Here is a 14438-nt window from a genome sequence, read left to right on the forward strand (position 1 = left end):
CCTCGCCCACCGATAGCTACGAAGAAGCCCACTTGAAGTGATCGGAGCAGCGCAGGCGAAATTGACATTCAGTGTCTGCCATCCCGATGCTATGCCCGCTTCCCACGTTTAGACAATCATCTAGCGGCTCCTATGAAGAACGTTTATGGCGCAGCCACACATCAATTTCCACCGGGCAAGAGTGCTCCGTAGGACAAAGCGTTCCTTTCCTCAAGAACGCCGCCGGTACTCCAGCGGCGTCTGCCCTACAGCATCTTTAAACGACCGTCCGAACTGGCTTGCCCCGTTAAAACCGCAGGCAAGGGCTACGTCCCCGATGGTAAGGCGTGTTTTGGCAAGCATGTCTTTTGCATGCTCTGCTCGCCTGATGTTTAGATAACGATATGGGGGCTGTCCAAACGTTGCTTTGAACGCCCGAGAAAAGTGAAACCGCGATAGACTGCACACTGTGGCAAGATCATCGAGACCGATGTCGCGGGCCAGATTGTCTTCAATGTAGTCGCGCACCCATGTCGCTTGTTGAGAAGATAATCCACCCAACGCGTTGATGGACAGACGGTCGGTTCGTGTCAGCCTCAGCATTTCCAGCGCAGCCGTGATGGCAACCGTTTCCGCGTATAAGTTTGTGCCAGTCCCATTGTGGTCTGCCATGATTTTGCCGAGCTTGCACATGGTCGCTCCTAAATCACTGTCCTTGAAGTAGATGTGGGGTTGCGGATTGACACTGTCAAACTCGGTCTGCAATTCCTCTTCCATGGCGGTCGGATCAAAAGAAACGACTATAAAACTGTTCAATCTGTTGGCTGGTTTTGCCCAACCTTCAAAAGGTTGACCACACGGAACAAAGGTCATTTGGTCGCGCAAGTCGCCACCAGCAATAGGTTTTCCACCAAGGACCTGCATCTGGCCATCAAGCAACACCAGATCATGGTGGGCGAAGTAGTGGGAATGTCCGTCCCATTTGAATTCGTATTCGCAAGGCAGGTGCAGGCGAAAGAACTGGGCGGTGATGCCGCGCCAACTCCTCGCGGTCTTGATCTCTGCTTTGGCTTCCGGTTGCTTAAACTGTAGCTGCAATTCATGGAGCATTGTCATCATGGCTCGATAAAATACCGGGATTGCGCGGGACTTGAGAAACTTGCTTGCGGCGCTGCATGATCAAAGCTTAGCAAATATTTATTAAATTGAGCAAGATTTTCGTCTTTTATGTGTATATTCACATATTTTAAATAAATAGGAGGTCTTATTAACCAACGCAGCGTTTCAGCCATGCCGGTCCAAGAATAGTTTGTGCCTTGACTGAAAGGTAAACAGCTCGAGCTGTGAATTATTTACTTTCGGCGACGTGGAATCAAAGCCAGAATCCTCGGAGTGGCACGTGAAGCACATTTCTATTATCGGGAAAGAGCAAGGAAGGAAAAGTCTCTAATAAAGTAATATTTATGAAAAATTGAGGCTTTTTTGTGCAGTGTCCCGGCGGACCGATCTCATATTGCCGGGGGGCACACGAATGACTGCAGAAGCTGTACAAAAACCGCTTTGGATCAAGATTACGGGCTACGGCTTTGCCGCTGTCCTTTTCGCAAGCGCAGCGATTGGAGGCTTAGCCTGGTACCGCCAAGCTGACATGAACGACAAAGCACTGCAGAGTATGGCGAGCAGTGATCTCAACGTCATACAGACGGATATGGCCGCCATTCAACGTTCCGCCTCAGCCCTCGCGCTGGCGTTCGCGGGTGAGCCTGACATTGCTGGATATATTGGCACGAACGATCGACAACGTCTTCTTGAGAAGTTCTCCACGAACATCAAATCGGTTGCGCAAATCGGTGGGCTTCAAAACATTACCATTGCCGATGCTAAAGGCAACGTAATCGCACGGGCCCACGCCCCAGAAAAATTTGGCGACAATTACTTGGCCCGCCGTAAAACTGTCGCAGCAGCTGTCTCAACAGGAAAAGTCGCCGCCGGCATCGAACCAGGGCGAACTGGCATCGGCATATACGCAGTTGCGCCAGTCCTGTTCAATGGCAACGTTGTCGGCGTCGTTGACATCGGTACCGAATTGTCGAATGCCTATTTTACGCCGTTAGCTGAAAGGCTGGGTGCAGAGATCTCCGTCAATGTGCTCTCCGAGGGTAAGCTGGTGAACCAGTCATCGACGGAGAGCGGCAACGCACTTCTGCCTTCAGATAAAATTCAGGCTGCCTTTGACGGCAAGCCGGTGTTTGAAACGACCGTGCTCGAAGGCCGCGCCATGCTTATCAAAGCAGTACCTTTCAGCTCGTTTGCCGGAGAAACGATCGGTGTCTTCGAAATCGGTACCGATGCCACGGAAATCACCGCTGAAGCCCACACCGCTTTGTGGACCATGCTTGGCGTCACTGTCCTTACTTCAATCATCGCCCTCACCGCCTTTTTGCTATTCGCAAGGTCACTCGGAAATGCCATCGGACGCCTGACCGGCACAATGTCGCGGCTGGCCGCGGGAGACCTAACTGCCAAAATCGAAGGCGAGCACCGTCCCGACGAGACCGGCGCCATGGCGCGCGCCGTACAGGTGTTCAAAGACAATGCACTGAAGACCAAGGAACTGGAGCGCCAAGCCGAGGAGCAGCGCAACATGACCGAGGAGCAGCGCCATCAGAATGCCGAGGAACAGCGCATCCGTGCTGAGGCCATGGCCGAAGCGACCAGTGGTCTCGCGACCGGCCTCAAGCATCTCTCATCCGGCGACCTGACATTCCAGCTCGCCCGTCCATTCGCTCCCGATTTCGAAAGCCTCCGCGCCGACTTCAATGCCACTGTTGAACAGCTGCGCGGCACGCTTGGCTCGGTTTCTGAGGCAGCCAGCTCGATCGACAGCGGTTCACGCGAAGTCAGTAACAGCGCCGACGATCTGTCAAAGCGCACCGAACAGCAGGCCGCTGCACTGGAAGAGACCGCTGCGGCGCTCGATCAGATCACCGTCAATGTCGGCAATTCGTCGAAGCGCGCCGAAGAAGCCCGTACCGTCGCCATCGAGGCGAACGAAAGCGCCCGCCAGTCCGGTGCTGTAGTTGCCAATGCTGTGCACGCGATGGGCCGTATCGAAGAATCTTCGGGCCAGATCTCAAACATAATCGGCGTCATCGATGACATCGCGTTCCAAACCAACCTGCTGGCACTCAATGCCGGTGTTGAAGCGGCTCGCGCCGGTGAAGCCGGCAAGGGTTTCGCAGTCGTCGCGCAGGAAGTGCGCGAACTAGCACAGCGTTCGGCCAAGGCTGCGAAGGAAATCAAGGACCTAATCGGGAAGTCTTCAGGAGAAGTCAGCGCCGGCGTCAAGCTCGTCAAGGACACTGGCGAAGCGCTTCGCTCCATCGAAGCTCATATCGTCACGATCAACCAGCACATGGACTCGATCGCCACCTCGTCACGCGAGCAGTCGGTGGGACTGGCTGAGGTCAACACCGCTGTCAATCAGATGGACCAAGTGACCCAGCAGAATGCTGCCATGGTGGAAGAAGCCAATGCGGCCGGTGCCACTCTTGCAGCCGAAGCCGGACGCCTGCGCGAACTGATCAGCCAGTTCCAGCTAGGACAAGGCAGCGTATCCAATGGAACCACTCAAGCCGCCGCCCTGCGCAATGCGGCATCCGTGATGAAAGCTTCGGACCGCTCGACGCCTGCCGCGTCACCGGCCCGCGGCATGGTCAGCAAAATTGCCAAAGCCTTTACTGGCCGCGGCAATGCAGCAGCAGCAACTGACAGCTGGGAAGAGTTTTGATTAGACTCAGCATTTCACGGTAACAAGTCAAACGGGGGCTTCAGGCCCTCGTTTGCGCTTACTGCTCTGCGCTGAGCATCCGCGCCTCCTATAAGGCTGAGGCGCCACCAGTCCCTCGCCTTGAAAGGACTTGAACCGCTGACAACTAATTTAGTGTATGTCCCCGTATTAACATTGCAAGTGCGTGTAACCACTTGCTTTCCGAATGGCTCCATATTGGGCGTAAGGGGCACGCGGTTTTTGATATTGACCGTAACACAAGCGCAGACAAGTAATCGGAGAAAGCGAAGTTCACTGCCACAGGCTGGATCGGTCTTTAGTTTAATGCGGCCATCGTTTGTGGAACCGCGGTCTCGCTTATGTGATCGAAGCGGTTCCTTTAGTTTGCGAAACTCGGTCGATGGGCTGGTCAGGATGATGCCAGCATGCAGGCGGCCATCCCAACGGAAGGACCGAGACGGAAAAATCCCAATCCCTTTTCATGCCACCCCTAAGCCGTCTGCCATGGTCTCTGACCCGCCTTAGAGCAGGCAAAACCTGTAGAGGGTGACGCGCTACTCCCGAATTCCAGCATAGGTGCAGCGGGAGCTGACAATGCTAGCGTGATGCACCGACGAAGGAGATGACGTGGCGGGCAGTATTTGTCAAAATGAAATCGATTCCGTTGGCAGAGCCCTGAAATTGATTACAGTTCTTTCTAATAGCAATGCGTTGAAGATCGGAGTGAAACCATGACGGAGGAGGAGCCAAGGCTCACCTGGTGGATCGCGCGGTGGGTGTTGCTCGCACTGGCCATTCCGGGAGCTTCACAATCCGCTCTCGCAGATGCACCGCGGCTTGGACCTTTCGAATTGCCAAGACCGAGCGAACTTAGCGTTTTTCTCAATGACCAGGCCTTTAGCCCCTATGAAGCGCTGAACGGATCTTTCACGTCGTCGAAGCGCTGCGCCGCTGTTCCTAATGGCCTGTGGATCGAAATTGACGGCGAGGGAGATTGTATCCGCTACTATCCGCAAGGGTTAGCCGATAGTGAGAACCAGATTGCCCTTGTCTACTTCGGCGGTGACGTGATGCTGCGCAATTCCAAGGGCGTGCGTTTCATAACTGATTCCTATGCCCGGCAATCACCTGCTACGATCACGACGGAAATGGCAGAATGGGCCCACAAAGCCGGCCACCCTGTTATTTTCATGGCGCGCCCCGGCATCTATGGTTCTTCGGGCGATCACAACAAACGCCGCGATCTGCGCGAAATAATGCTAATGGATCGCGCGCTCGACCTGATCAAGAAAAAACACAAAATATCGAGCTTCATTCTAACTGGCCACTCTGCTGGCGGCCAGATCGTGGCAGGTCTCCTGAATAGGCGCAAGGATGTCTCAGCGGTCGTCATCACCTCCGGCCTTGTCTCGGTGAAACAGGTATCCGCCTTCTGGGAGCGACGACGACGGCTTCCGGGTAAGCTCCTCTACAATGCGGCAGCGTTTTACGATCCCATTGATGAAATTGACGGGATTCGAACCGATCCTCGACCAGACATCTATCTTCTCTCCGACCCGGAGGATCGCGCCGTTCCGTTTTTCAGTCAGCTCTTTTATGTCAGGCGCCTGCGCGCCGCAGGCTTCGAGCCGCACCATATCTATGTTCAGGCCACGGACCGCCAGCGCCATATTCTCGCCTATCACGGACGCCTTGCTGCCGCCCTTATCGCTCAGGGCCGTTCACCGATCAACATCCGCCGCGCTATCCATGAGATGGAACTTGAACAACTCAAATAGCTGTTCTGCTCGCTTGTGTGGAAACAGACCTACGCAGCGGAGCTGTCTTCAGCACTTTTCTTTAGCCACTCGACAAGTTCGTGCATTCCCGTGCTGTGTGAGCCCTTGAGAAGAACCACGTCCCCGTCGGCCAGCCGCTCGCGGAGAACGTCCTTCAGTGCCTGCCCCGTTCGGGCATGGAAACCACGCAAGGCAGGCGGAATTGCTTCCCAGAAGTCGACGTAAAGCTCACCGATAACATGGACTTCATCGATCGAACGATTCTGCATGAATGTTGCAAGCTCGGTGTGATAAGCGACCGCGCCGGGACCCAGCTCCGCCATCTCGCCCAGGACAGCAATGCGTCGCCGCCCGCCTGGGTGATCACTCAATCGGGCCAGAGCAGCGCGCATAGAACCCGGATTGGCGTTATAGGCGTCGTCAATCACGGTCAACCTGCGTCCATCGAGCGAAAGATGAATCTCCTCTCCGCGTCCCGGCAGAGCCGCAAACCTTTCCAGCTGTGCGATCGCTGGCTCAAGTTGATGACCCAGCGCGGAAACAGCGGCAAGGACCGCAAGGCCATTCAGTGCCATGTGATAGCCGGCGGCGCCTATCCGGAAGATGATCTCCCGGCCTCTGATCCGCGCATGCGCCTGCTGGTTTGCCGCGTCGTAGCGCAGAAGCCGACAAATGCATTCTTCCGAGGTCCCGTAGGTGACAACGTCGAGCTTTTGCCGACGCGCCGCTGCATGCACTGTGTCCCACTCCAGCATATCGCGGTTGAGAACGGCCTTGTCGCCCGGCGCCATGCCCAGAAAGATTGCGCTTTTTGTCCGGGCAATATCTGTGATCGTACTCCTCTCGTTGAGGTGGGCTGGCAGAACATTGGTGAAGATTGCGACCTTCGGTCGCGCCATTCGGGCACTGATCGCCATTTTACCGATGGCCAGTTCCAACACCACGTGTGGGGCGTCCCACGGGATAGAGGCGAGGTTCCAGGCCACGCCCGCGGGCAGGTTCGCATTATGGTGGCTTTTGCCGACATCGCCCCAAGCAGAAAGCGCGTGAGCCAGCATGGCGACAACTGTGGTCTTGCCGGCACTGCCAGTTACCGCAAGCACATTACCGCTCATCCGGGTGCGTGCATAATCGCCCATCGCCAAAGTCGCCTGCATGTTATCAGTCACCCGGAGCACCGGCCCCTCCAGACCGTAGGCCAGTTCCGGATTTGTGGTAATATAACCTGCCGGCTTTCGGCAATCGATGAGCCTATGCACCGGCACCCCCGTCGCGTCTTTCCCGCCGCGCAGGACGACAATATCGTTGGGCTGCATGGCTGGCGCGTATGTGCAGAGCCCTTTTGCTGTCCAGCCTTCTGGCGGTGGCTGAACCCAGGATCCCCCGGTTGCCGCCGCAACATGAGCCGCATCCCACTGTCTGGCATCGGGGCCAACCCCTCCCTTCGATATATCAGGGCGGCGATGACCGGTGAACACTGCGTGTTGGCGGATAACTTCACGGAATACTGCCCTCTCCTTAAGATAGCTGCGATAGGCGACGAAGCCGGAGAGATAGTGCTCGACATCGTCAATCCGGACGCGGAAAGCATGATGACGGATGAAGAAGGAACCTGTGATGCGGTCGGGGTTGCGGTAATACATCGCCATTTCGGGCCAAAAGTGGCCGTTAAGCAGATGGTGCGCACGTTTCTCAAGTGCCCTTTCGAAATGCGCAAGATCGATCTCTTTCAACAGACCATGCAGGTTCGGCTCGGCCGCAATCCGCGACAATGTCTGGCGCGCCGCCATCATCAGTTCGAGCAACGTCGGAAAAGTAGTGATCCGATTTTCCACGAAGTCGAGGTAATTGGCGATGTTGCGGATGGCGAAACGGAAATACCGCTCCTTGGGCTTGTGACGCGTAAGTTCGTTGACGCAATACCCCAGCCAGTGGTCGTGATGTTTCCAGTACTCCTTGGCAATGAAGTGCCCGAATGCTTTTTCCACGGTTTCGAGCCACTGCCGGTCTCTTGTGAGATCATAGAGGCGCATGAGGCCGAAAGCAGCTTCGCCCTCATAGTAGATAGTGCGGTGTCGCTGCTTAATCGAAAGATCGGGAAACTGAAGGACATGCACGAAAGCGCCCGTCTCCGGATTCTGCATGTGGCGTATGCCGCATGCAAGCCGCTCGGCGAGCCCACTCCGTTCCATCTGGCCTGTGACTGCCATATATTTTGTGAAAGCCAGGATCGCAACGGCATTGCCGCCGAGCTTGATCTCTCCGTCTGCCTCAACAAGGAAGGCGGCTGGCAGGCCATCGGGAAGGACGACTGACCTGATCAGATGAGTCTCGAGGTAGACGAGCGCGCGTTCAATCGCCTTTTTTAGTTGCCTGTCATGTGTGACTTCCCAGGCTTCTATCATGGCATAGGTCGTGCTTGCGTGGCGTAGCCCATTGTAAGTCTCAATACGTCGATCGAAGCAGGCGTGATAACCGTAAACGAATGAACCATCTGCATTAACTTGCCGGGCGAGATAGGCAGAGGAATCGCGAAGCAACTGCAGAACAACGCCACCGTCCAGCCGGTCCAAGGTCCGGCGTCCTGCATCAAGACCATTTCCCTCGATCAGGTGCAGACTTCCGGCCTCGTCGCAAAAGACGCCTTTCGTCGAAAAGAGAAAGATCGTGCTGTTTGGTGGAAAGCTCAAGGAAGGCAGATCTACATAGCGTCCGCGGGCATAGAGGTTGAAATTCTTTTCGTTCAATACAGCATTGGTCAGCGTGTTTCCGCCATAGAGCATCGCGTTCGCGTTCAACTCATGTTCGGTAAAGGCATGGCGGAATGCCGGATCAAGCGCAATTCCGAAACGGAAATAATTGCGCTTTACCTTGCCCAGCAGTGACCGCAGCCGCGCCCACGTAGTCTTTTCAGCAATCTCCACCCAATCGACTCGGACCCAACGCCCTTGAATGTTTTTGCTACCCATGATGGCAAGGAGCTGACTCACACCCTGTTGCCAGGCGGAATCGAGAGACGGACCTGAGACATTGACGACCTGTGCCCGCCTGTCTCCATCGGAAACAGAAAAGAACAATGCCACTTGAGGCAACGGGTATGCCAAAAGATGAATCCGGTTTTCTAGGAGGCTTCGTATGCCGGAAAGCCGCTCGTGTATGCCCTGCGACTTGTTTGCCGGAGACACTCTCGCCTTAACGTTCACGCAACGCCTCCTGGGCCTTGTTGAAAGGCTTGATGAGGTATTCCAGCACGGTCTTCTCACCTGTGTGAATGTCGACATTCGCGACCATGCCGGGAACAATCGGGAATTCCCGACCGGCCGAATTGACCAGCGCGTCCTTCTCCGCCTTGATGAACACGCGGTAATAATAAATCTCCCGATCGACCTCGTCCTGTATCGTATCCGGTGAAATTGTTGTCACTTTGCCGTCAAGGCTGCCATAGACAGCATAGTCATAGGCACTGATCTTGACGCTCGCGCGCTGGCCGGGATGGATATAGGCGACGTCTCGTGGGGAAATCCGCGCCTCAATAAGAAGCTCGTCACCTAGCGGGATGATGTCCATAAGTTTGCCGTTGGGGGGCACAACGCCACCGATTGTCGACACCTCAATGTTTTTCACAATACCACGCACCGGCGAACGATGCGTGAGGCGGGCAAGACTGTCCGCGCGACCGGCTACAATCGGGAAGAGAGAATTCACTTCGGCGTTCGCCTTCGTCAGCTCCTCGCGTGCCTTTACGACATATTCCGACTTGATCTCGACCTTCTTGAGTTCAAGCTCCACGCTCTGCCGACGCAGGCGAATAACCTCGACATTACTGGCCGCACCGACAGACCTCAATTCTTCATTGAGTTTCAGTTCGCTGGAGACAAGCGAAAGTGATTCCTCGATCCAGCGCAGGGACTCTTCGAGCGCCCGCCTGCGAGCTGTGTAAAGTTCGGTCTCCGAAGAAATCAGTACGGGGTAGGCGTCAAGTGACGGAGGAAACGATAAAGCTGTTCCTTTGACTTCAGCTTCAAGCCGAGTAGCTGCGGCGAGCGCCGCCCTATACTTCGCTGCGCTTTCCTCCACATCGGACTGGCTCTTGGTCGGATCGAGCTGTGCGAGAATCTGCCCTGGTTCAACCACCTGGTCTTCACGTACGTGAAGCGTTGCGACAATCCCGCCTTCAAGCGACTGGATGACCTGTTCGCGGCTGGTCGGGATTACACGACCGTCCCCTGTAGAGACCTCGTCCAGCGTTGCAAAATAGGCCCAGATCAGCATTGCTACCAGAAGTGCTACGAACAGCTGTACGACGCGTGCGGAACGGATGAGGTACCGCCCGTCATCGTCACCGAATGCCCACCCCCCGCGCCTTGTGAACTCGCGTTCACTGAAAACCGCCATTTACACCTCCTGCGTCGTTTTGAAGGGGAAACCAGCCATCGCCGCTGCGGGTTTCTTTTCGGGCATTTTTCGCCGCACACCGTTCGGCGATGCTATCTTGTTGACACCACGCAGAGTGTTGAGGACCCCCTCCTTGCTGCCATCAAGAATGATCTGCCCGTTCTCAACGACGATGACGCGTTGAACCAGCTCCAGAACGCGCATGCGGTGCGTTGCAACGATCACTGTCCGCTCGGCACTCCACGACCGGAATCGCGTGATGAAGTGCCGCTCGCTCGCTTCGTCCATCGCCGCGGTCGGCTCATCAAGCAGAACGACAGCCGGATCTCGAATGAGGAGTCGCGCTAGAAGCAGTGCCTGTTTCTGACCACCTGAAAGGCCTCTTCCGCCCTCAAGGATGGGGTGGTCGAGCCCGCGCGGCAGCTTGCGCACGAAGTCATCTGCTCCTGTCATCATAAGCGCGTCAAGCAGCAAGGTTTCCGGTGCATGCAATGCGCCAAGGGTAACGTTTTCACGGATGGTTCCATGAAAGAGGCGTGAGTCCTGAGTCAAGAGTCCAACATTCCGGCGCAGATCGGAGGGATCGACCTGTGAAAGTGCGAGGTCGTCGATCAGCATTTCGCCGGCTGCCGGTTCAACCATGCCCGCCATGGCCGAGAGAAGGGTAGATTTTCCGGCACCATTCTTGCCGAGAACGGCGACTTTCTCTCCCGCAGTTATTGACAGGTCCCCGATCGCAAGCGCTGGCCGCCCTGCATTAGTGCCGTAGTGAAAGGCCGCGCCCCTGATCCTGTATGCTCCACGCAAGGTGGGAACACTCACGCGCGTTTCGCTGTCAGGGTGATCGGAAGGCATACGCAAAATAGCGTCGATGCTTTTCAACCCCACCTTGGCCTGCTGAAACCGGCCGAGAATCTGTGTGAGTTGTGCCATGGGTGCCATCATGCGGGAGCCGAGAATGGAACATGCAACGAGAGAGCCCGTTGTCATGTCTCCTTCCATGACGAGCGGCGCACCGACGACGACGACCGCCGCGAAAGTGCCCGTCTGCACGGTATGGCTCCAGGCTGCGAGGCTACTGGTTATGGCTCGCAGACGCAGCTGACCGTCGGCCGAGACGGCATTGTAGTGGTTCCAGCGCTGCTGAAAATGGTCCTCAGCCTGCAGCGTCTTGATGTCCTCTATGCCCTGAACGGCCTCCACAAGCATCGCGTTGCGGAGCGACGATTCGCGCATCGCTTCACTGGCAGCAGCGCGAAGTCCGCGCTGGGCCAGCAGTCCGGGCAAGACGAGAAGAAAAAGAGCCGCAATCGGAATGATGACGATGGGTCCCCCAATCAACCAGAATATGAACAGGAACAAAATAAAGAAGGGAAGGTCCGCGACGGCGGAAACGGTGGTGGAGGTCAAAAGTTCGCGGACCTGCTCTAGGTCTCGCAACTGGGCGATGAACGTGCCGGTGGAGGTGGGCCGTTCCTGGTTCTTCACGCGCATCGCATGACCGAAAACGAGATCGGAGATGCGCATGTCGGTACGTTTGCCGACGATATCTATAATGCGGGTGCGAAGACGGCGCATGATGAAGTCGAAGAACGCTGCCAGCAGCACGCCGATGAACAAGACATAAAGGGTGTTGAACGACTTGGCCGGCACCACCCGGTCATAAACCTGCATCGAGAACATGACGCCACCCAGTGCCAGAATATTGGCAACAAGCGATGCCAGCATGACATGGCTATAGGAGCCGATGTCGCGAAATGCGATCGAGCGGAACCAATGTTCCCGGTAAGGAGCAATATAGCCATCGACCCGCTCATCGACCGTTCCGCGCTGCGGACGCGCGATAATGACGAAGTCGGTCTGCCGCAGCAGATCATCAAGCGCCAGCGCTGTGGCGACGCCGGCGTCTCCGCTGAGGACGATGGACACGTCCCTGTTGGCGGCCAAGGCTGTTACGACACCAATTGAACCGTCAGAGAGCTTCACGATCACCGGCAATCGCCAGCTTGTGAGAAGGCGCGGCGACGGTACTGCACGTTTGATCTGCAAGCCCAGCTTGCTTGCCAGGCGCATGAGACAATCATCTGTATTGATCGCCTGCATGGCTTGGGCGAGCTGTCGCGCTCCACCCGCCGAAAAAGGCACACCGTAGTGACGCGCCACATATTGAAGGGCCTCGCTCCAGCTCTCGAAATCGGAGCCAGCGTCAGAATCGGGCCATTGCTCCGTCGTCATGTCGGAAAGGGGCATGGGATTTCCTTTGTAACGGCATGGGGGCGTTTATGTCCCCATGCCGTCCTTGGATCGTTTCAGATTACAGTCGAATGCGTGGAACTCAATTCGTCTTCGGCCACCAGATGGCCGAAGGGGTCGACAGGCATCTCCACCGGATCGGGCGTCTCCGCAAGACCTGCGTGCTCCTCAGTCGAACTCAGATCGGCGTCACCATCCTCGGGTTCACTCAGAGCAGCGAGACCATCAAGCGGGACGGTCAATTCTTCAGATTCCTCCTCGATCAGGCGAGAGAGCTCGTCATCACTCTCCGAACTTGAGATAAATGGATCACCACTTTCCGCCAAATCAATGCTGTCGAGACCGGTGATATCCTCGGCAAAGAACATCATCGCCTGATCCGGCACGCCTGCGCCGGAGGGGTCGACGGTCACGACAAGGGACGATTGCTCGACCTCTCCCGACGGATGTGTGAGCTGATACTCGAAGGTCTCGGTTTGCGATGTGGCGAAATGGGGGAGATTCGGGTGCAACTCATAGCTGTAGCTGCCATCGGCGTCGATGGTTAGCGTACCATATTCACCGTCGATCGTTCTGGTGCCCGTCACATCCACGAAGCTTGTTCCGTCAAATACCTGGAACTGGGTAAAGGTGGAACCCAAATCATCATTGGTAAGCAGATTACCGCTGTCACCGGTCGCGGTCCCGACCTCATATTGGTCGGTGTATGTCACATCGATATCGGTTGTTATGGTCGCTGACACATTTACCAACGTTCCACTCAATGTCGACCGGACACGGTAGGTACCGGCGAGGAGATCGAGTTCAGCCAAATCTATCGACGCCACGGTGCCGAGCCCGCCAACAATAATGTTGAAGGAGTCGCTTGCTACCTGCTGCCAGTTGCCTGGTGTTGTTTCACGCTCGAGATAAAGCACACCATTCGACAGAGCCGCTAGCAGGACGGATGCGTTGATGCTGCCGGAAACCTCCATGCTGTCGGTGACTACGAAACTGCTGCTGGTGTAGGTGCTCGTCTGTCCAAGGCCGCCAGAAAGCAACGTGGAACCGGTGGCGGTGAAGAAATCGTCGTCCGTCACATTGCTCCAGATGACGGAAGCGTCTGCGCTATCTCCCGTTGTGGCAAACTCGAACGTCGCCGGAAGGCCGGGGTCGGTGTTACTCCAGGTCAGCGCTACATTGTCGCTGCCGATCTGGACGTAAAGAGTTGCTGGACCAGTATTGCCGTCGGAATCTGTAACTACATAGTCAAACCGGTCCACCTTGCCGATCCCCGCTCCATTGGCGAAGGGCGTATAGGTGTAAGATCCGTCGGAACGTATGAGAAGCTCGCCGAAATCACCCTGTATGGTCACTCCGTCCTGATCGACGGCCTGGCCATCGACGCTCTGCACCGTCGTTCCAGCCGGGACTACGTCATTGTCGAGGACATTACCGCTCACAGCAACAGGGTCGTAACCGCCATTTTCTGTAAAGTCATAGTCCGTGCCATCGAGCGTCAGTGTGCCGCCAACGCCCACACCGATCAGGCCATTGAATCCCATGAAGGCTCGATATTCCCCCGGTTCCAGACCCGGCACGGTGCCACTGGTTCCGCCAAAAAGCGACAGGGACAGGATCGTGGCAGGACCTCCTCCGTCGATGCTGGTCCATTGCTGGGTCGAGGGATCCCACTTCTGCACCACAAGACTGTAGTTGCCTAGCGCGCCTGCACCGATGAGCCCGCTGAAATCGAAGTTGAGATCCTGTGTATGACCGGTCTCCACATCAAATTCGATTGTATCCGCAAATAACTGCAGGTCTAGTCCGGCGAGACTCACGACGGCCAGGTAGGTATCGCTCCCCAGCGAAACATCCTCTGTCACGGTGGGTAGAAGATTCACCTCAGCCGTAGCCACATCATCCGTGGGTTCGAGATCCGCATCCGCGTCAGCATCGGCATCGGCATCGGCGTCGGCGTCTGCATCCGCGTCAGCGTCGGCATCTGCATCTGCGTCTGCGTCCGCATCTGCGTCGGCATCGGCGTCTGCATCCGCGTCTGCGTCAGCATCAGCATCGGCGTCAGCATCCGCATCGGCGTCAGCATCCGCATCGGCATCAGCGTCGGCGTCTGCATCAGCGTCGGCGTCTGCATCTGCATCGGCGTCAGCATCCGCGTCAGCATCGGCATCTGCATCCGCATCGGCGTCAGCATCGGCATCTGCATCCGCATCGGCGTCTGCATCGGCATCGGCATCTGCATC

General features: G+C 56.4%; 7 protein-coding genes. 2 read left to right on the forward strand and 5 right to left on the reverse strand.

Features of this window, described 5'->3' with window-relative positions:
- Window positions 1–210 precede the first annotated feature (210 nt).
- The gene (locus RQI55_RS23380; protein ID WP_311273653.1) at window positions 211–1098 is read right to left on the reverse strand and encodes an AraC family transcriptional regulator; all 888 of its coding nucleotides are present in this window, start codon (window positions 1096–1098) and stop codon (window positions 211–213) included.
- Between the two features lie 412 nt (window positions 1099–1510).
- On the opposite strand from RQI55_RS23380, the gene RQI55_RS23385 reads away from it, so the two are divergent.
- The gene (locus RQI55_RS23385) at window positions 1511–3769 is read left to right on the forward strand and encodes a methyl-accepting chemotaxis protein (protein ID WP_311273654.1); all 2259 of its coding nucleotides are present in this window, start codon (window positions 1511–1513) and stop codon (window positions 3767–3769) included.
- A 731-nt stretch (window positions 3770–4500) separates the two neighbouring features.
- Complete coding sequence (locus RQI55_RS23390; protein ID WP_311273655.1) at window positions 4501–5547, forward strand: alpha/beta hydrolase; 1047 nt, start codon at window positions 4501–4503, stop codon at window positions 5545–5547.
- Window positions 5548–5576: 29 nt separating this feature from the next.
- Here the strand turns inward: RQI55_RS23390 and murF are convergent, their stop codons facing one another.
- The 4 genes from murF to RQI55_RS23410 all read right to left on the reverse strand — a co-directional run.
- Entirely contained in the window at window positions 5577–8630 is a 3054-nt protein-coding gene (murF, locus tag RQI55_RS23395; protein WP_311273656.1) for a UDP-N-acetylmuramoyl-tripeptide--D-alanyl-D-alanine ligase, read from the reverse strand.
- Between the two features lie 109 nt (window positions 8631–8739).
- Window positions 8740–9942, reverse strand: a complete 1203-nt coding sequence (locus RQI55_RS23400) for an HlyD family efflux transporter periplasmic adaptor subunit (RefSeq protein ID WP_192067407.1) — start codon at window positions 9940–9942, stop codon at window positions 8740–8742.
- Window positions 9943–12192, reverse strand: coding sequence for a type I secretion system permease/ATPase (locus tag RQI55_RS23405; protein ID WP_243258586.1), 2250 nt, complete (start codon window positions 12190–12192; stop codon window positions 9943–9945).
- A gap of 59 nt (window positions 12193–12251) precedes the next feature.
- The coding region (locus RQI55_RS23410) for a BapA/Bap/LapF family large adhesin (RefSeq protein ID WP_311276932.1) at window positions 12252–14438 on the reverse strand (2187 nt) is incomplete at its 5' end.

The organism is Rhizobium sp. WCS2018Hpa-16, assembly GCF_031843705.1.
Lineage (GTDB): Bacteria > Pseudomonadota > Alphaproteobacteria > Rhizobiales > Rhizobiaceae > Agrobacterium > Agrobacterium tumefaciens_C.

Excerpts from the sequence above, each read along its gene's own strand:
- RQI55_RS23380 (WP_311273653.1), bottom strand. The coding sequence starts at position 1,098 with ATGATGACAATGCTCCATGAATTGCAGCTACAGTTTAAGCAACCGGAA.
- RQI55_RS23385 (WP_311273654.1), top strand. The coding sequence starts at position 1,511 with ATGACTGCAGAAGCTGTACAAAAACCGCTTTGGATCAAGATTACGGGC.
- RQI55_RS23390 (WP_311273655.1), top strand. The coding sequence starts at position 4,501 with ATGACGGAGGAGGAGCCAAGGCTCACCTGGTGGATCGCGCGGTGGGTG.
- RQI55_RS23400 (WP_192067407.1), bottom strand. The coding sequence starts at position 9,942 with ATGGCGGTTTTCAGTGAACGCGAGTTCACAAGGCGCGGGGGGTGGGCA.
- RQI55_RS23405 (WP_243258586.1), bottom strand. The coding sequence starts at position 12,192 with ATGCCCCTTTCCGACATGACGACGGAGCAATGGCCCGATTCTGACGCT.